Below are 17,262 nucleotides of genomic sequence, written 5' to 3'. Positions count from 1 at the left end.
CTCTTGCGATCATTATCAATGAGGGGTGTGATACCCCTCTAGGGAAGGTGCGAATAAGTCACCAAACATAAAAATGCGCCCTTGTAAGCATTTGAATTTAATAAACTAAATTTTTCAGTTTCGTTGTGGAGGGTGCTTATTCGCACCCTCCCTATGGCACCGACCCCAAAGCAGCGTTTAGCGATGTAGATTTCGTCATGGCCCATATCCGGGTTGGCAAATATCCGATGCGCGAGCTGGACGAGAAGATCCCGCTGCGTCATGGGGTGGTCGGTCAGGAGACCTGCGGCCCGGGCGGTATCGCCTACGGCATGCGCTCCATCGGCGGGGTGCTGGAGCTGGTCGACTATATGGAGCAGTACTCACCCAATGCCTGGATGCTCAACTACTCCAACCCGGCCGCCATCGTCGCCGAAGCGACCCGTCGCCTGCGTCCCAACGCCAAAATTCTCAACATCTGCGACATGCCGATCGGGATCGAGGGGCGCATGGCCCAGATTGCCGGTCTCAAATCCCGCAAAGAGATGCGGGTACGCTACTACGGCCTCAACCACTTTGGCTGGTGGACCCGCATCGAGGATCTGGAAGGCAACGACCTGATGCCGAAGATCAAGGAGCACGTTGCCCGCCACGGCTATGTGCCCAACAGCGCCAGTCATGCCGAAGCCAGCTGGAACGATACCTTCGCCAAGGCAAAGGATGTATGGGCGCTCGACCCGGATACCCTGCCCAACACCTATCTGAAGTACTACCTCTACCCGGACTATGTGGTGGCCCACTCCAACCCGGAACACACTCGCGCCAACGAAGTAATGGAGCACCGCGAGAAGCAGGTCTTCACCGCCTGTACCGAGATCGTCAAGGCAGGCAACTCAGCAGCTGGCGAGCTGGAGATCGATGAACACGCCTCCTATATCGTGGATCTGGCAACCGCCATCGCCTTCAACACTCAGGAGCGGATGCTGCTGATCGTACCCAATCGCGGCGCCATCCCCAACTTTGACCCGGAAGCCATGGTCGAGATCCCCTGCCTGGTCGGCAGCAGCGGGCCAGAGCCGTTGCAGGTGGGCAGCATTCCGCTGTTCCAGCAGGGCATGATGGGCCAGCAGGTCGCGGTCGAGAAACTGGTGGTCGAAGCCTGGGTCGAGCACTCTTACCAGAAGCTGTGGCAAGCCATCACCCTCTCCAAGACAGTACCTAGCGCCTCGGTGGCCAAGTCCATTCTCGATGACTTGATAGAGGCCAACAAAGCCTACTGGCCGGAACTGAAATAAACCGCCCATAAACAAAAACCCCCTCGTGACAGAGGGGGTTTTTCGTGTTGGCAACGGGTGCGGATTAACGCAGCGGTTTGACCGAGCGGCGGACAATCAACTCGGGCTGAACCGTCATCGATTCCACTTCCAGCTCCTTGTTGCGGATCCGGCTGACCAGATGCTTCACCGCCAGCTGGCCCAGTTCGGCCTTCGGGTGACGGATGGTGGTCAGCGGCGGGCTGGAGAAGCGCGCCATCTCCACATCGTCGTAGCCGATGATGGAGATATCGTCCGGCACCTTGACTCCGGCTTCCCAGGCAGCGCAAATCGCGCCGATCGCCATAGGATCGTCGAAGGCAAAGACCGCGGTCGGACGAGGCTGCAGGGCCAGAATGCGCTGCATGGCATCGAAGCCGCTCTGGCTCTCGTAATCCCCTTCAAAGACCTGTTCATCTTTGAGGGTCAGACCGTGCTCGCCCAGCGCATCACGCACCCCGTCCAGTCGCTGCTGGGTGGTCGGCTTGGAGAGCTGGCCAGTGATGCAGACGATGTCGCGGTGCCCCAGCTCCAGCAGATGGCGAACGGCCATGCGGGCGCCGATGCGGGCGTTGTCGTTGATGACGTTGGCGAAATCGCACTCCGTTCCCCAATCCAGTACCACCTGCGGCACGTTCTTGTGGATGCGCAGCATGTCGCGCAACGGGGTGTCGATATCGGTACCCAATACCAGCAGGCCATCCACCCGTTTTTCCATCAGCATTCTCAGGTAATGCTGTTGGCGAGGCGGCTGGTTTTCGGTGTTGCAGAGGATCAGGCTGTAGCCCTGTTCGAAGCAGTACGCTTCAACCCCTTGCACCACTTCTGCGAAGAAGGGGTTTACGCTGGTGGTCACCAGCATACCAATGGTCTTGGTCGAATTTATTTTAAGACTGCGCGCTACCGAGTTGGGCGCGTAGTTGAGTTCTGCCACCGCCTCAATCACTTTCTGGGTCGCGTCTTCGCTGACCCGCCGAGTGTGGTTGAGCACATGTGAGACGGTGGAGATGGATACGCCTGCGCGCGAGGCGACATCCTTGATAGTGGCCATCTCTGTCTCCTGACTGTCAAAGGCGGAACATTAGCAGATTTCCCGAATAAAGGCTTGGTTTTAACGAGCTCTGCCACGGAATTGTCAATGCCGGCTAATTTAGGCGCTCATTTCTGTTTGCGCAAATGGATTGTGGTCAAAATGGGAGCGCCGTCAGAGTAAAATATCGCCAGATTAATCCTCTGGCGTTTGTCAGAATCGCCTCTCGTTACCAAGATGTTAAGTCAACAAATCAAAATTAAGCTCTAATTAGACGAAAATAACAGGTCATTTATTTCAAAATACACCCATCCAACCCCCTCTGGTTAGTATCTTTAACAGCTTGTTATTGCCCCGTGAGGAATGATAGAACCATACCTATAGCCGGATGCACGGGATGTAGATCCGGAATGGCACACGGAAATGAAACAATCCACTGATTAAGGGACGAATCAATGCATAAGTTGAGCAAAATCACAGTTGGCGCAGCGGTTTTTTTGGCTCTGTTTGGATCGATCTCCATCGCCCACGCGGCAGACACCATCAAGATCGGTATCGCAGGCCCGGTCACCGGTCCGGTTGCCCAGTACGGGGACATGCAGTTCACCGGCGGCAAGATGGCGGTTGAGCAGATCAACAAGGCTGGCGGCATCAATGGCAAGCAGATCGAAGCGGTCGTCTATGACGATGCCTGCGATCCCAAGCAGGCGGTGGCTGTCGCGAACAAGGTGGTGAATGACGGCGTCAAGTTCGTGGTCGGCCACCTCTGCTCCGACAACACCCTGCCCGCCTCCGACATCTATGAAGACGAGGGGATCCTGATGGTCACCCCCGCCTCCACCAACCCCAAGATCACCGAGCGCGGTTACCAGCTGACCCTGCGCACCATCGGCCTGGATAGCGATCAGGGCCCGACTGCCGCCAAATACATCATCGAGCAGGTCAAACCCCAGCGCGTGGCCGTTATCCACGACAAGAAGCAGTATGGCGAAGGCATAGCCTCCAGCGTGAAAGCGGCGCTCGACAAGGCTGGCGTGAAAGTGGTGGCCTTTGAAGGGATCACCGCCGGTGACAAGGACTTCTCCGCCCTGATCGCCAAACTGCAGAAAGAGAACGTAGATTTCGTCTACTACGGCGGCTATCACCCTGAGCTGGGTCTGATCCTGCGTCAGGCTGGCGAGAAGGGGCTGAAAGCCAAGTTCATGGGCCCGGAAGGGGTGGGTAACAAGGATATCTCCGCCATCGGTGGCCCGGCTTCTGAAGGCCTGCTGGTGACCCTGCCGAACAAGTATGATCTGGTGCCTGCCAACGCCCCGCTGGTGGCGGCGTTCAAGGCCAAGGGTCAGGACTCCTCCGGACCGTTCGTCTGGACTACCTATGCCGCGGTGCAAACCCTGGCCGCCGGTATCGCCAAGGCGGGTGAAGATGACCCGGCTGCCGTTGCCGCCGCCATCAAGGCCGCACCTATCGATACCGTGATGGGCCCCCTGACCTGGGCACCGAACGGTGACCTGAAAGGCTTCGAATTCGGTGTGTTCCAGTGGCACGCTGACGGTACTTCCAGCCAAGTCAAATAATCTGCCGATCGGGGGTGAGTACGCTCACCCCCTCCTCTCTTTGCGGGCAAGTACAGGGAACGCAGTATGTCCGAACACCTCCTCTATCTGGTTCAGCAACTGCTGAACGGATTAACCATAGGCAGCACCTATGCGTTGATCGCTATTGGCTACACCATGGTCTATGGCATCATCGGCATGATCAACTTCGCCCACGGCGAGGTGTATATGATCGGCTCCTATGTCGCTTTCATGGTGATGGCGGGGCTCATGATGATGGGCATCGACAGCACCTTTCTACTGCTGGGGGGCGCCTTCCTGGTCAGTATTATCATCACAGGCACCTATGGCTGGAGCATCGAGCGGGTCGCCTACCGGCCACTGCGCGGTGGCAACCGGCTGATCCCCCTTATCTCCGCCATCGGCATGTCGATCTTCTTGCAGAACATGATGCGGATGGCTCAGGGCTCGCGGGATATCGCCATGCCCAGCCTGATCTCAGGTGGCTGGACCCTGGGGGGGGAGGATGGTTTTCAGGCCAGCCTCTCTTATATGCAGCTGATCATCTTCGTGGTGACTTTCATCACCATGCTGGCGCTGACCCAGTTCATCGGCCGCTCCCGCATGGGCCGCGCCTGCCGCGCCTGTTCGGAAGATATCAAGATGGCCAACCTGCTGGGCATCGACACCCACGTGGTCATCTCCATCACCTTCGTGCTGGGGGCCGCGCTGGCCGCCGTCGCCGGGGTGCTGCTCGGCATGTATTACGGCGTCATCAACCCCTACCTAGGCTTTATGGCCGGTCTGAAGGCCTTCACTGCCGCTGTATTGGGCGGTATCGGCAGCATTCCGGGCGCCGTACTGGGCGGCCTGCTGCTCGGCGTGGTTGAAGCGCTCACCGCCGGTTATCTCAGCACCGAGTACAAGGATGTGATGGCGTTTGCCCTGCTCATTTTTGTGCTGCTCTTTATGCCTACTGGCATCCTGGGTCGTCCGGAAGTGGAGAAAGTGTGATGAAACATCAATTTATCCACGCCTGTATCGCCAGCCTGGTGCTGCTGGTGCTCTCTTTCTGGCTGCTCGGCTTCAAGCTGGAGACCGATGGCGCCAGCCTGCAGGTAGTGAGCCGCCTCAATGTGTCGCTGGCCTGGCTGCTGGGGGGCGCCACCATTGTTTTCTGGTTCCAGATGCTGCGCGGCCAGATTGCCAAGCTGTTTCAAGCCTCCATCAGCGGCTTCTCGGTCGGCTTTACCAAGCTGGTGCTGCCGAGCCCGGAAGAGGCGCCCAAGCTCTATAACCTCACCGCAGTGCTGGTGCTGCTGTTCGCGGTGAGCTGGCCCTTTATGGCCTCTCGCGGCGCCATCGATCTCGCCACCCTCACCCTGATTTACATCATGCTGGGGCTGGGGCTGAACGTGGTAGTCGGCCTCGCCGGCCTGCTCGATCTCGGCTATGTCGGCTTCTACGCGGTCGGTGCCTACAGCTATGCCCTGCTCAACACCTACTTCGGGTTGAGCTTTTGGGAGTGCCTGCCCATCGCCGGGCTGATGGCCGCTACCTTCGGCTTCCTGCTCGGTTTCCCGGTGCTGCGGCTGCGGGGGGACTATCTGGCCATCGTCACCCTGGGTTTTGGCGAGATCATCCGCATCCTGCTCAACAACATGACCACCCTGACCGGCGGCCCGAACGGCATATCCGGCATCCCCAAGCCGACGCTGGGGGGGCTGGAGTTCAACCGCACCGTCAAGGATGGGGGCTTTGATACCTTCCACAACTTCTTCGGCATTACCTACAACGCCAACCACAAGGTGATCTTCCTCTACCTGATGGCGCTGGTGCTGGTGGTGGTGACCCTGTTCGTCATCAACCGCCTGCTGCGCATGCCCCTTGGCCGCGCCTGGGAAGCGCTGCGGGAAGACGAGATCGCCTGCAAATCGCTGGGGCTCAACCCCACCATCATCAAGCTGACCGCCTTCACCATAGGCGCCACCTTTGCCGGTTTTGCGGGGAGTTTCTTTGCCTCACGGCAGGGCTTTATCAGCCCGGAATCCTTCGTCTTTATCGAGTCGGCCATTGTGCTGGCGATTGTGGTGCTGGGTGGCATGGGCTCGCAGATCGGGGTGGTGCTGGCTGCCATCGTGATGACGGTGCTGCCGGAGCTGGCCCGCGAATTCAACGAGTACCGCATGCTGATGTTCGGCCTCTTGATGGTGTTCATGATGATCTGGCGGCCACAGGGATTGCTGCCGATGACCCGTCCGCATCTGGAGTTGAAGAAATGAGTACACATCAGAAGTTAATGGAAGTCTCTGATTTGTCGATGCGCTTCGGGGGCCTGCTGGCCGTCAACGGGGTAAAACTGGATATCGACAAGGGCGAGGTGATCTCCATCATCGGCCCCAACGGCGCGGGCAAGACCACCATCTTCAACTGCCTGACCGGCTTCTACAGCCCGAGCGGCGGCACCATCCGCTACAAAGGTGAGGAGATCCAGGGGCTGCCCGGCCACCTCATCGCCCGCAAGGGGATTGTGCGCACCTTCCAGCACGTGCGGCTGTTCAAGGAGATGACGGCGGTGGAGAACCTGCTGGTTGCCCAGCACCAGCACCTCAACACCAGCTTTATCGCCGGTCTGTTCAAGACCCCGGCCTTCCGCCGGGCGGAGCAGGAGGGGCTGGAGCGGGCCGCCTTCTGGCTGGATAAAGTGGGGCTCAAGGATCTCGCCAACCGCGCCGCCGGCAACCTGGCCTACGGTCAGCAGCGCCGCCTCGAGATCGCCCGCTGCATGGCGACCCGTCCCGAGCTGCTGATGCTGGACGAACCGGCCGCCGGTCTCAACCCGAAGGAGACCGACGAGCTGGATGAGCTCATCATGAGCCTGCGGGACGAGTTCGGGGTCTCGGTGCTGCTGATCGAACACGATATGAAGCTGGTGATGGGCATCTCCAACCGCATCTTCGTGGTCAGTCAGGGCACCCCGCTGGCCCACGGCAAGCCGGATGAGATCCGTAACAACCCGGCAGTGATCAAGGCCTATCTGGGCGAGTCGTAAGGAAAACAAGATGTTAGAACTTCGCAACGTATCGACCCACTACGGCAAAATTCAGGCGCTGCACGATGTCAGCGTCGAGGTGAAAGAGGGGGAAATCGTCACCCTGATCGGCGCCAATGGCGCAGGCAAGACCACCCTGCTGATGACCCTCTGCGGTGAACCCAAGCCCAGCAGCGGCTCCATCTGGTTTGAGGGGGAACAGATCAGCTCCCTCACCACCGCCCGCATTATGCGCAAGGATATCGCCGTGGTGCCGGAGGGGCGACGCATCTTCGCCCGCCTGACGGTGGAGGAGAACCTGCTGATGGGCGCCTTCTTCGTCGACAAGGCCGAGCAGCATGGCCTGCTGGATCAGGTGTTTACCTTGTTCCCGCGCCTGCACGAGCGCCTGCAACAACGGGCGGGCACCATGTCCGGCGGCGAGCAGCAGATGCTGGCCATCGGCCGCGCCCTGATGAGCAAGCCGCGCCTGCTGCTGCTGGATGAACCCTCGCTGGGGCTGGCCCCCATCATCATCCAGCAGATCTTCGACACCATCGAACAGTTGCGGCAGAAGGGGATGACCATCTTTCTGGTGGAGCAGAACGCCAACCAGGCGCTCAAGCTGGCCGACCGCGGCTATGTGCTGGAGAACGGCCACGTGGTGCTGCAAGACACGGGCGCCGCCCTGCTGGCCAACCCGGCAGTGCGGCAGGCCTATCTGGGCGGTTAACCCACTGCCCCGCATGCCATATCAACAAGGGAGCCGCTGGCTCCCTTATCTTTTGTGGGGTTAGTTTGCGCCCAAGCTTGCGGTACACTGGCCCGTAATCAACCTATTCGCAGGACATCCCGATGGACCAGTTTGCCCATATCAATGCCCATGATGCCTACCAGAAACTGAGCTCGGGTGAAGCCCGTTTGGTGGATATTCGCGACCCGCAATCCTTTGAAGCGGCCCACGCGGTCGGCGCCTTCCACCTTACCAACGGCACGCTGGTGCGCTTTATGAATGAAGTGGATTTCGATACCCCGGTCATCGTGATGTGCTATCACGGCAACAGCAGTCAGGGGGCGGCCCAATACCTGCTGCAACAGGGTTATGACGAGGTCTACAGTCTGGATGGCGGCTTCGAGGCGTGGCGCCGGGAGTTTCCCATCGAGGCAGGCGAGGCATGATCCAGCTGCTGGTGCTCGACAACGCCCGCATGGCACAGGCGCTGGTAGACTATCTGGCGACCTTGGGCATCTCCTGCGAGCTGACCCAGTCCGAGCTGGGGGTCACCATCTGGCTGGCGGACGAGCAACGCCTCGCTCAGGCCCAGCTGGAGGTGAAGCGCTTTCTGGCCGAGCCGGGCCACCCGCGCTACATGGAGGCCTCCTGGCAATCCGGCCGCGCCGATGCCCGCATCGACTACAGCAAGGGGATGACGGACCCCATCACCGATTTCCTCCATCAGGCGGGGCCACTGACGCTGGTGGTCATCATCGCCTGTCTCGCCATCTACGGGATCGAGGCCATCGGCCTGCCCATCTACGATGAACTGGCATTCCACCCGACGCTAGCCCAGTTCACCGACTGGCAGGCGTGGCGCTATTTCACCCCCGCCCTGATCCACTTCTCGGTGCTCCATCTGGTGTTCAACTTGCTCTGGTGGTGGTATCTGGGAGGCCAGATCGAGCAGCGCCTCGGCAGCGGCAAGCTGCTGATCCTGCTGCTGGTGGGCGCCGCCCTGCCCAATATCGCCGAGTTTTTTGCCAGCGGCCCGCTGTTTGGCGGCCTCTCCGGCGTGGTCTATGCCCTGCTCGGCTACTGCTGGCTGCGCAGCAAGCTGCAACCCGCCTGTGGCCTCACTCTGCCACCGGCATTGATGGGTTTTATGCTGTTCTGGATGGTGCTCGGCTTCTTCGACATGCTCGGCACCAGCACCGCCAACATCGCCCACCTGACCGGCCTGCTGGTCGGCCTGCTGCAAGGCTGGCTGGATCGCAACCACCAGCCGGGCTGATTTTTCAGCAGCCGCAGAAACGAGAACGCCGCCCCGAAGGGCGGCGTTTGCTTGCCAGCACAAATGGTAAAAAGCCGCCGCGATCTCGGCAAAGTGAGGGAATTGTCGGTAGAATGTCCGCCAACGCTTAAGGAGGACATCATGATCGACCCGAAGAAACTGGAAGAGATCGCCAAGCAGGTGCACAACTCCCTGCCGCCCGGCATTCGCAGCATGGGTGAAGAGGCCGAGAAGAAGATGCGTCAGGTACTGCAGGCCCAGCTGGGCAAGCTGGATCTGGTCAGCCGCGAAGAGTTCGACGTGCAGACCAAGGTGCTGCTGCGTACCCGTGAAAAACTGGCCGCCCTCGAAAGCAAGCTGGCTCAGCTCGAGCAGCAGCTCGGCGCCAAAGGCGAATAACAAAAACCCCAGCTCGGCTGGGGTTTTTGCTTTGAATTGAACCTGTAAAAAGCATCACACCTGAAGCAGATACCAGGCCCGCTTGCCGCGTGCCTTGGCCTCATACATGGCACGGTCGGCCACCTCCAATGCCTGTCGGAAGCTCAATGGCTCCTCCTCCCAAAGGGCGATGCCGATACTCAGCCCCACCCGTTGCGGGCAACCGGGTTTGGGCACATAGCCGTGCATCCGGCTGATCAGGGCGTCAGCCAGTTGCGCCAGGCCATGGCTCGACACATCCCGGTGCAGATGCACCACAAACTCGTCGCCGCCGTAACGGCCACATAGCGCCGAGCCAGGCATAATAAGGCGCAACCAGTCCGCCATCTGCTGCAACACCAGATCGCCGCAGGCGTGGCCCAGCTGGTCGTTGATCCCCTTGAAATCATCCAGATCGATAAAGAGCAGCGCCCCCGCTCCTTGCGGCTGCAGCTGGGCAAACGCCTTGCCAAACCCCTGCCGGTTGAGCAAGCCGGTCAGCGCGTCGCTGTTGGCACGCTCCGCCAGTCGCTGCTCATAAGCCTTGCGCTGGGTGATATCGATATGGGAGCCCATGATCCGCAGCGGCTTGCCATCGCCATCCCGATCGACGACCCGTCCCCTATCCCACAGCCAGGTGATCTCTCCGGCCGGGCTGATGGTGCGGTATTCGGCTTCATAGAAGGGGGTTTTCCCCTCAAGGTGGGCAAAGTAGCTACCCATGGCATGGGCGCGATCGTCGGGATGGAGCTTGGCGCTCCACTGATCGAAATGAGGAGCCATGTCACCGGCCTGAAAGTTCTGCAGATTGAAGACCCGCAGCTCGCCGGTGGGAATGGTGCCCTGCCAGAGACAGATGCCGGTGCCATCGAGGGCGGCATTGAGCTTCTCCTGCAACAGGCCGTTTTCATGCTGCAAAGCGGCGATCTCTGCCTGCAAACGAGCCATTTCACCGCCATGAGGGGACGGGATCAGCGTTGCGACCCGCTCGACAGAGCCGGTCTCTCCCCTGTCATCCTCCGCAGATGCCCTGCCCTCTTCACTCAACACTGCGCCTCCTTGTGCTTGCTCTATGGATGCTCTTGTCAATCTCTCACAAAGATGCCATCAGCTACGTTTGATTAGTAGCCATTCATAGTCAAAATATTGAAAAATAATGGGATAACGCCGCGATAATCCAACCATTCAGGGCGATCCGATACTGCGGCAGCCACAAAAAAAAGCCCCCGGCAAAACCGGGGGCTGCGTCATCCAAACGGGGATCCCGTCAGATAAATTCGTAGGCATCACCAAAGATGCGCTCCGGCTCGGCGCCGAGGATCTTGAACTCCTCCCGCGCGGCACCCGCCATCTCGAAACGGCCGGCGACATAGATGTCGTAGTCGTGGAGGCTGACGAAGTCATCCATGATCGCCTTGTGTACCAGCCCGCTCTTGCCAGTCCAGTCAGCGTCAGGCTCCTGCACCACCGGGATAAAGGTGAGCGGCGCATAGTCACGCTCCCACTGCTGCATCTGCTCCAGTTCGTAGAGCCAGTGAGCCTGACGCACACCCCAGTAGAAGAACACCGGACGCTTGCTGCCCGTGTCGATCAGGTACTCCAGAATGGAGCGGGCGTAAGAGAAGCCGGTGCCGCCCGCCATCAGGATCAGCGGACGGGGAGATTCATCGCGCAGGAACGCCTTGCCAGCCGGCAATTCGACCTCGATCTCCCCCTGCTCGCGCATGCGGGCAAGCACCTGACCGGCGTAGGCGTTTTCGGGAGTGGCACCAATTTGCAGCTCCAGCACGCCCGGGCGGGTCGGCGAGTTGGCGATGGAGAAGGGGCGCTTGTCCGAATCGCTCATCACCACCAGCAGATACTGGCCCGGCTTGAAGCTGATAGCTTGCTGCGGCGTCAGGGCCACATGCCAGATGGTGTCGACATATTCGCGCAGTTCCTCTACGCGGCATTTGATACGTTGCATTCTTGTCCTTGTGGCGGGCTCGCTCGGCCCGCTTCGCTCATTGTTTCACTATGGAGTGACGACCAGCAGCCCTGGCCCCATCAGTCGAGAATACTCAAATCAGTGCGGATCGCATCACTTTTTGCAGCAAAGCTGTCATGTTTGCCTCATCCGAGGATATTGAGCTCATCCCAGATGGCATCAACCTTCTGCTTCACCGCCTCATCCTGAACTATGGGCTGACCCCACTCCCGATTGGTCTCGCCCGGCCACTTGTTGGTGGCATCCAGCCCCATCTTGGAGCCGAGGCCGGAGACCGGCGAGGCGAAGTCCAGATAGTCGATCGGGGTGTGCTCGATCAAGGTGGTGTCCCGTGCCGGGTCCATCCGGGTGGTAATGGCCCAGATCACATCCTTCCAGTCGCGGGCGTTGACGTCGTCATCACACACCACCACGAACTTGGTGTACATGAACTGGCGCAGGAAGGACCAGACCCCCAGCATCACCCGCTTGGCGTGGCCCGGGTAACGCTTCTTGATGGTCACCACCGCCATCCGGTAGGAGCACCCCTCCGGCGGCAGATAGAAGTCCACAATCTCGGGAAACTGCTTCTGCAGCAGCGGCACGAACACCTCGTTCAGCGCCAGACCCAGCACCGCCGGTTCATCGGGCGGACGGCCGGTGTAGGTGCTGTGATAGATGGCATCGCGCCGCTTGCTGATGTGGGTGATGGTGAAGACTGGGAACTCGTCCACCTCGTTGTAGTAACCGGTGTGGTCGCCATAGGGGCCTTCCGGCGCCATCTCACCCGGCTCCAGATACCCTTCCAGCACAATCTCGGCGCTGGCGGGTACCTCCAAATCGCAGCTGATGGCCTTGATCACTTCGGTACGGCTGCCGCGCAGCAGACCGGCAAAGGCATATTCGGAGAGAGTATCCGGCACCGGCGTCACCGCGCCGAGAATGGTCGCCGGATCGGCACCGAGCGCCACCACCACCGGGAATCGCTCACCGGGATGGGCCTCCTGCCACTCGCGAAAATCGATGGCACCGCCACGGTGATCCAGCCAGCGCATGATCAGCTTGTTTTTGGCGATCTTCTGCTGGCGATAGATGCCGAGGTTCTGGCGCTTCTTGTAGGGGCCGCGGGTGATGGTGAGGCCCCAGGTGACCAGCGGCGCCACATCGCCGGGCCAGCAGTGCTGGATCGGGATCTGGTCGAGATCGACCGCCTCTCCCTCCTGCACCACCTGCTGGCAGGGGGCGGAAGAGAGGCGCTTGGTCGGCATGTTGAGCACCTGCTTGAAGATCGGCAGCTTCTCCATCAGCTCCTTGAATCCCTTGGGCGGCTCGGGCTCCTTGAGATAGGAGAGCCAGACCCCGACCTGACGCAGGGCGCCCACATCGGGCTGGCCCATGCCCATGGCAACCCGATCCGGGGTACCGAACAGGTTGGTCAGCACCGGCATGGTGTAGCCTTTGGGATTTTCGAACAGCAGAGCCGGGCCACCCGCACGCAGGGTGCGATCGCTGATCTCGGTCATCTCCAGATAGGGATCTATCTCGCGGGTGATCCGCTTGAGTTGTCCGTTTTGTTCCAGCTGCGCGATGAAATCACGCAAATCCTTGTATTTCATGCAAGTTCCCAACCGGGTTCAGGAGGTCACGCATTATAACCCTGGCTGCCCATCGGGTGTACCCGAATCGGGTAGCAGACTCGGTGCAATGGGTGGCACGTCACGATGGCCGAGGCGTCTGGCCAGTGCAGAGAGCAGCTGGGGCTCGTCCACCTCCATCAACAGACCGGCCACCAGCGCCCCGTATTGACGGTTGGAGAGTTCCGCCAGCAGGTATTTCTGGGCTTGCGGCGGCAAGGGGGAGAGTGCGCTCAGCTGCCGCAGGGCGGCTCCCTTCAACCCCTCGTTGCCACTGGCGGCAATCAGCAGATCGCTGGCAGCACTGCCGTGATGAAAGCGGTTAATGGTGGAGAGTGCGCGCAGCGCATCCTGATCTGCCGGCCGCCGCCACAGCATGCTATAGAGCGCCGGTTCGCCGGTGCGCTGCAACAGATGGAACAACAGGTGATTGTCGGGCAGATAGATATTCTGGCTGGCCAGCGCTTGCGCCTCCCGCATCCAGATCGGCTGCGGCAAGGTGTCGAGGGCCAGCAACAGGGCTTGCTGCTGCATGGCGAGATCGGGGTTACTGCTGTAGTAGATGGACTTTAGCTGGAAGCTGCCCTGGGCAAGCAGCTGCCGATAGCGATGCATCAGTGATTGCAACTGCCACTCCCCCAGCAACTGACGGGCCTGCGCGGCAAAATCATAGACAGGTTGCTGCACCAGAAAACCGTCGACCTGCTGCTCCATGAGCCACTCGGGGGCCTTGTCGGCCTGAGCCTCGACCCACTGTTGCAACGCAGGGGATGCAGGGGTGGTAGCGGGAATATCCCGCAGCAGCTGCAACAGCAGGAACTCCCGCCGCTCGCGACTCAGGGTCGCCAGCAGAGAGTCGATGGCTGCAAATTGCCCCTCCTGCAGACGGCCCGCCAGATAGCGCTGGTGCGTCTGCAACGTCTCGGCTGTCACCCCGACCGGTGCACTCTGCGCGCAGGCTGGCATTGCACTCAGCAACCCCAGCAATAACCAGAAAACAGGCTTCATGACGTCTCCATCCATGTGACATCGGGATCTCATACTACTAGGGCGACCGGAAAACAGATAAACAAAAACCGCGACCAGGGCCGCGGTTTCGTCATTTTCTGACCGGACTTACTTCTGCTGGCGCCGCATGGCGTCGAAGAACTCGTCGTTGGTCTTGGTCATCGCCAGCTTGTCGATGAGGAACTCGATACCGTCGATCTCGCCCATCGGGTGGACAATCTTGCGCAGGATCCACATCTTCTGCAGCTCGTCACCGGAGGTGAGCAACTCTTCCTTACGGGTGCCTGAGCGGGTGATGTCGATAGCCGGGTAGACGCGCTTCTCGGCAATCTTGCGCGAGAGGTGCAGTTCCATGTTGCCGGTACCCTTGAACTCTTCGTAGATAACCTCGTCCATCTTGGAGCCGGTATCGATCAGCGCGGTGGCGATGATGGTCAGGCTGCCGCCCTCTTCAACATTACGCGCGGCGCCGAAGAAGCGCTTGGGACGGTGCAGGGCGTTGGCATCCACACCACCGGTCAGTACCTTGCCGGATGACGGGATAACTGTGTTGTAGGCGCGAGCAAGACGGGTGATGGAGTCCAGCAGGATCACCACATCTTTCTTGTGCTCGACCAGACGCTTGGCCTTCTCGATCACCATTTCGGCAACCTGAACGTGACGGGAAGCAGGTTCGTCAAAGGTGGAAGCGATCACTTCACCTTTCACCATGCGCTGCATCTCGGTCACTTCTTCCGGACGCTCGTCGATCAGCAGAACGATCAGTTCACAGTCCGGGTGGTTGTAGGCGATGCTCTGGGCGATGTTCTGCAGCAGCATGGTCTTACCGGCCTTGGGCGGCGCCACGATCAGGCCACGCTGGCCTTTACCGATGGGGGAAGCCAGATCCAGTACACGGGCGGTGATATCTTCAGTAGAGCCGTTACCCCGTTCCATACGCAGACGTTCGTTGGCATGCAGGGGGGTAAGGTTTTCAAACAGGATCTTGTTGCGGGAGTTTTCCGGACGGTCGTAGTTGACCTCATTGACCTTGAGCAGTGCGAAGTAGCGTTCGCCCTCTTTCGGTGGCCGGATCTTGCCGGAGATGGTATCGCCGGTACGCAGGTTGAAGCGGCGGATCTGGCTCGGGGAGACGTAGATATCGTCAGGGCCTGCCAGATAAGAGCCGTCTGCACTGCGCAGGAAGCCGAAACCATCGGTCAGGATTTCCAGCACACCGTCGCCAAAGATATCTTCACCACCCTTGGCGTGCGCCTTGAGGATTGCAAAAATAATATCTTTCTTGTGCGCCCGAGCCAGATTTTCCAACCCCATGGATTCGCCAAGCTTGACCAGCTCGGACACAGGAGTGTTCTTTAATTCAGTCAGATTCATAGTGGTGAAAGTCTGTAAGCAAGGATTGAAATGAGGAGACAGTCTGCTGGATTGATGCTGATCGGATTTGATTGCCAGGCTGTGGTTAGCAAAGAGTCAGGCAAAAAGGTTAGCAAACGAGCGATAAACTAGCACCAATCGGGATGAGCGTCTAGGTGATAAAACACAAGGAGCGCATTATTGCAATGCGCTCCTCTTTAATTATTACAGGTTGCCGTCCAAGAACTCTTTCAGCTGAGTCTTGGACAGTGCACCGACCTTGGTCGCTGCCACTTCGCCATTCTTGAACAGCAAGAGGGTCGGGATACCACGAATGCCGTACTTGGGCGGAGTATCAGAGTTATGGTCGATGTTCAGTTTGGCTACGGTCACGCGACCTTCGTACTCTTGGGCAACTTCTTCCAGGATCGGGGCAATCATCTTGCACGGACCACACCACTCGGCCCAGAAGTCGACCAGAACGGCGCCATCGGCTTTGATTACATCTGCCTCGAAGCTGGCATCGCTCAGCTGAACAATCTTGTCACTCATCTCCAACTCCAGTCAGTAATTAAGGCTTTATTGACATATCAACAAAGGCAATAGTTGCCCTATTTGAAATGATCCTGTTTATTATTGCAAGCCTAACCTGATAACCTACCGCCATGAGCAAAACACACTTAACGACCGACAAATTCGCCCAAATGGGCCTCGAACCCGAAGTTCTGGCTGGTCTGGAATCAAAGGGATTTCACTATTGCACGCCCATCCAGGCACTGTCTCTGCCACTGCTGGTAGAAGGCCATGACCTCGCCGGTCAGGCCCAGACAGGAACCGGCAAGACCATTGCCTTCCTGGCCGCGACATTCAACTATTTGCTGACTCACCCGCTGACCAAGCCCCGTCTGGTTAATCAACCCAGAGCCATCATCATGGCACCCACCCGGGAACTGGCAGTACAGATCTATAACGATGCCGACAGCATCGCCGCCTCTACCGGCCTGAAACTCGGCCTCGCCTACGGTGGTGAAGGTTACGACAAGCAGCTGGCCGTGCTGGAGCAGGGCGTCGACATCCTGATCGGCACCACTGGCCGCATCATCGACTACTTCAAGTCCAAGGTGATCGATCTGAGCAACATTCAGGTCGTGGTACTGGACGAAGCGGATCGCATGTTCGATCTGGGCTTCATCAAGGACATCCGCTTCCTGTTCCGCCGCATGCCGCCCGCGACCGAGCGTCTGAGCATGCTGTTCTCCGCCACCCTCTCCCTGCGTGTGCAGGAGCTGGCCTACGAACACATGAACCACCCGGAACATGTGCAGGTAGAGCCGGAGCAGATGACCGGCGTGCGGATCAAGGAGGAGCTGTTCTACCCCTCCAACGAAGACAAGATGTTGCTGCTGCTCTCCCTGATGGAAGAGGAGTGGCCGGAAAAAGCGATCGTCTTCGCCAACACCAAGCATGTCTGTGAAGACGTCCATGCCTGGCTGGAAAACGACGGCCACCGCGTCGGTCTGCTGACCGGTGACGTGCCGCAGAAAAAGCGGATGAAGATCCTCGAGGATTTCACCAAGGGTGCGCTCGATATTCTGGTCGCCACCGACGTGGCCGCCCGTGGTCTGCACATCCCTGACGTGACCCACGTCTTCAACTATGACCTGCCCGACGACGCCGAAGACTATGTACACCGTATCGGTCGTACCGGTCGTGCCGGCAAGAGCGGTCACTCCATCAGCCTGGCCTGTGAAGACTATGCCTTCAACCTGCCGGCCATCGAGGAGTACATCCACCACGCCATTCCGGTCAGCAAGTACGACCGTGAAGCGCTGCTGGATGACGTGACCCCGCCGAAACGGGTGTTCCGCAACCGTCAGCCGGTGAACCGCAACATGCGGGATCGTCAGGGCGGTGGCAACAGCAACAACCGTCGTCGTCCGCCGCGCAAGAGCTAAGGACAGGCCCG

At 59.4% G+C, this 17,262-nt stretch carries 16 protein-coding genes and 1 pseudogene; 10 read left to right on the top strand and 7 right to left on the bottom strand.

The genetic code is table 11. From position 1 onward, the window contains the following. Positions 1–158: 158 nt before the first annotated feature. Positions 159–1,274 (top strand): annotated as a pseudogene (locus tag AB5Y90_RS12060) (6-phospho-alpha-glucosidase); the annotation flags it as partial. 64 nt (positions 1,275–1,338) lie between these two features. Here the strand turns inward: AB5Y90_RS12060 and AB5Y90_RS12055 are convergent. Continuing rightward, on the bottom strand, positions 1,339–2,343 hold the full coding sequence (locus AB5Y90_RS12055) for a substrate-binding domain-containing protein (RefSeq protein WP_005355925.1): 1,005 nt from the start codon (positions 2,341–2,343) through the stop codon (positions 1,339–1,341). Positions 2,344–2,777: 434 nt separating this feature from the next. On the opposite strand from AB5Y90_RS12055, the gene AB5Y90_RS12050 reads away from it, so the two are divergent. From AB5Y90_RS12050 to AB5Y90_RS12015, 8 genes are all read left to right on the top strand, one after another. Beyond that, positions 2,778–3,899, top strand: a complete 1,122-nt coding sequence (locus tag AB5Y90_RS12050) for a branched-chain amino acid ABC transporter substrate-binding protein (protein ID WP_307895830.1) — start codon at positions 2,778–2,780, stop codon at positions 3,897–3,899. 66 nt (positions 3,900–3,965) lie between these two features. Then, positions 3,966–4,892 (top strand): high-affinity branched-chain amino acid ABC transporter permease LivH, encoded by a 927-nt coding sequence (gene livH / locus AB5Y90_RS12045; protein WP_005339439.1) that lies wholly within the window; start codon positions 3,966–3,968, stop codon positions 4,890–4,892. Next, a complete protein-coding gene (locus AB5Y90_RS12040; RefSeq protein ID WP_201948260.1) occupies positions 4,892–6,160 on the top strand; it encodes a high-affinity branched-chain amino acid ABC transporter permease LivM in 1,269 nt (422 codons plus the stop codon). The genes livH and AB5Y90_RS12040 overlap by 1 nt, the downstream gene beginning before the upstream one ends. Next, on the top strand, positions 6,157–6,930 hold the full coding sequence (gene livG / locus AB5Y90_RS12035; RefSeq protein WP_005357323.1) for a high-affinity branched-chain amino acid ABC transporter ATP-binding protein LivG: 774 nt from the start codon (positions 6,157–6,159) through the stop codon (positions 6,928–6,930). Before AB5Y90_RS12040 ends, livG begins: the two co-directional genes overlap by 4 nt. 10 nt (positions 6,931–6,940) lie before the next feature. Continuing rightward, entirely contained in the window at positions 6,941–7,642 is a 702-nt protein-coding gene (locus AB5Y90_RS12030) for an ABC transporter ATP-binding protein (protein WP_368166907.1), read from the top strand. Positions 7,643–7,764: 122 nt separating this feature from the next. After that, positions 7,765–8,088: a thiosulfate sulfurtransferase GlpE gene (gene glpE, locus AB5Y90_RS12025; protein ID WP_201948262.1), complete on the top strand. Its 324-nt coding sequence runs from the start codon at positions 7,765–7,767 to the stop codon at positions 8,086–8,088. Next, the gene (gene glpG / locus AB5Y90_RS12020; protein ID WP_005342430.1) at positions 8,085–8,918 is read left to right on the top strand and encodes a rhomboid family intramembrane serine protease GlpG; all 834 of its coding nucleotides are present in this window, start codon (positions 8,085–8,087) and stop codon (positions 8,916–8,918) included. The genes glpE and glpG overlap by 4 nt, the downstream gene beginning before the upstream one ends. 141 nt (positions 8,919–9,059) lie before the next feature. Beyond that, complete coding sequence (locus tag AB5Y90_RS12015; RefSeq protein WP_005339429.1) at positions 9,060–9,317, top strand: accessory factor UbiK family protein; 258 nt, start codon at positions 9,060–9,062, stop codon at positions 9,315–9,317. Between the two features lie 54 nt (positions 9,318–9,371). Here the strand turns inward: AB5Y90_RS12015 and AB5Y90_RS12010 are convergent, their stop codons facing one another. The 6 genes from AB5Y90_RS12010 to trxA all read right to left on the bottom strand — a co-directional run bounded on the left by AB5Y90_RS12010 (position 9,372) and on the right by trxA (position 15,848). Then, on the bottom strand, positions 9,372–10,385 hold the full coding sequence (locus AB5Y90_RS12010; protein ID WP_193861386.1) for a sensor domain-containing diguanylate cyclase: 1,014 nt from the start codon (positions 10,383–10,385) through the stop codon (positions 9,372–9,374). Positions 10,386–10,602: 217 nt separating this feature from the next. Beyond that, entirely contained in the window at positions 10,603–11,301 is a 699-nt protein-coding gene (fre, locus tag AB5Y90_RS12005) for an NAD(P)H-flavin reductase (RefSeq protein WP_042054686.1), read from the bottom strand. A gap of 146 nt (positions 11,302–11,447) precedes the next feature. Continuing rightward, positions 11,448–12,917 (bottom strand): 4-hydroxy-3-polyprenylbenzoate decarboxylase, encoded by a 1,470-nt coding sequence (gene ubiD / locus AB5Y90_RS12000; protein WP_368166906.1) that lies wholly within the window; start codon positions 12,915–12,917, stop codon positions 11,448–11,450. 33 nt (positions 12,918–12,950) lie between these two features. Next, positions 12,951–13,943, bottom strand: coding sequence for a hypothetical protein (locus tag AB5Y90_RS11995; RefSeq protein WP_151286472.1), 993 nt, complete (start codon positions 13,941–13,943; stop codon positions 12,951–12,953). A gap of 108 nt (positions 13,944–14,051) precedes the next feature. Beyond that, the gene (rho, locus tag AB5Y90_RS11990; protein ID WP_005339417.1) at positions 14,052–15,317 is read right to left on the bottom strand and encodes a transcription termination factor Rho; all 1,266 of its coding nucleotides are present in this window, start codon (positions 15,315–15,317) and stop codon (positions 14,052–14,054) included. Between the two features lie 204 nt (positions 15,318–15,521). Further along, a complete protein-coding gene (gene trxA, locus AB5Y90_RS11985; protein ID WP_005339416.1) occupies positions 15,522–15,848 on the bottom strand; it encodes a thioredoxin TrxA in 327 nt (108 codons plus the stop codon). Between the two features lie 113 nt (positions 15,849–15,961). Between trxA and rhlB the strand changes: the two genes are divergently transcribed. After that, entirely contained in the window at positions 15,962–17,251 is a 1,290-nt protein-coding gene (gene rhlB / locus AB5Y90_RS11980) for an ATP-dependent RNA helicase RhlB (protein WP_005339414.1), read from the top strand. Positions 17,252–17,262: the final 11 nt, after the last annotated feature.

It is taken from the genome of Aeromonas sp. R4-1 (assembly GCF_040908325.1).
Lineage (GTDB): Bacteria > Pseudomonadota > Gammaproteobacteria > Enterobacterales > Aeromonadaceae > Aeromonas > Aeromonas veronii.
This window is presented reverse-complemented; position numbering and strand designations above follow the sequence as displayed.

What these genes read in the sequence shown, in the direction of transcription:
- AB5Y90_RS12055 (WP_005355925.1), bottom strand. Translation starts at nt 2,343, where the DNA reads ATGGCCACTATCAAGGATGTCGCCTCGCGCGCAGGCGTATCCATCTCC.
- AB5Y90_RS12050 (WP_307895830.1), top strand. Translation starts at nt 2,778, where the DNA reads ATGCATAAGTTGAGCAAAATCACAGTTGGCGCAGCGGTTTTTTTGGCT.
- livH (WP_005339439.1), top strand. Translation starts at nt 3,966, where the DNA reads ATGTCCGAACACCTCCTCTATCTGGTTCAGCAACTGCTGAACGGATTA.
- AB5Y90_RS12040 (WP_201948260.1), top strand. Translation starts at nt 4,892, where the DNA reads ATGAAACATCAATTTATCCACGCCTGTATCGCCAGCCTGGTGCTGCTG.
- livG (WP_005357323.1), top strand. Translation starts at nt 6,157, where the DNA reads ATGAGTACACATCAGAAGTTAATGGAAGTCTCTGATTTGTCGATGCGC.
- AB5Y90_RS12030 (WP_368166907.1), top strand. Translation starts at nt 6,941, where the DNA reads ATGTTAGAACTTCGCAACGTATCGACCCACTACGGCAAAATTCAGGCG.
- glpE (WP_201948262.1), top strand. Translation starts at nt 7,765, where the DNA reads ATGGACCAGTTTGCCCATATCAATGCCCATGATGCCTACCAGAAACTG.
- glpG (WP_005342430.1), top strand. Translation starts at nt 8,085, where the DNA reads ATGATCCAGCTGCTGGTGCTCGACAACGCCCGCATGGCACAGGCGCTG.
- AB5Y90_RS12015 (WP_005339429.1), top strand. Translation starts at nt 9,060, where the DNA reads ATGATCGACCCGAAGAAACTGGAAGAGATCGCCAAGCAGGTGCACAAC.
- fre (WP_042054686.1), bottom strand. Translation starts at nt 11,301, where the DNA reads ATGCAACGTATCAAATGCCGCGTAGAGGAACTGCGCGAATATGTCGAC.
- ubiD (WP_368166906.1), bottom strand. Translation starts at nt 12,917, where the DNA reads ATGAAATACAAGGATTTGCGTGATTTCATCGCGCAGCTGGAACAAAAC.
- AB5Y90_RS11995 (WP_151286472.1), bottom strand. Translation starts at nt 13,943, where the DNA reads ATGAAGCCTGTTTTCTGGTTATTGCTGGGGTTGCTGAGTGCAATGCCA.
- rho (WP_005339417.1), bottom strand. Translation starts at nt 15,317, where the DNA reads ATGAATCTGACTGAATTAAAGAACACTCCTGTGTCCGAGCTGGTCAAG.
- trxA (WP_005339416.1), bottom strand. Translation starts at nt 15,848, where the DNA reads ATGAGTGACAAGATTGTTCAGCTGAGCGATGCCAGCTTCGAGGCAGAT.
- rhlB (WP_005339414.1), top strand. Translation starts at nt 15,962, where the DNA reads ATGAGCAAAACACACTTAACGACCGACAAATTCGCCCAAATGGGCCTC.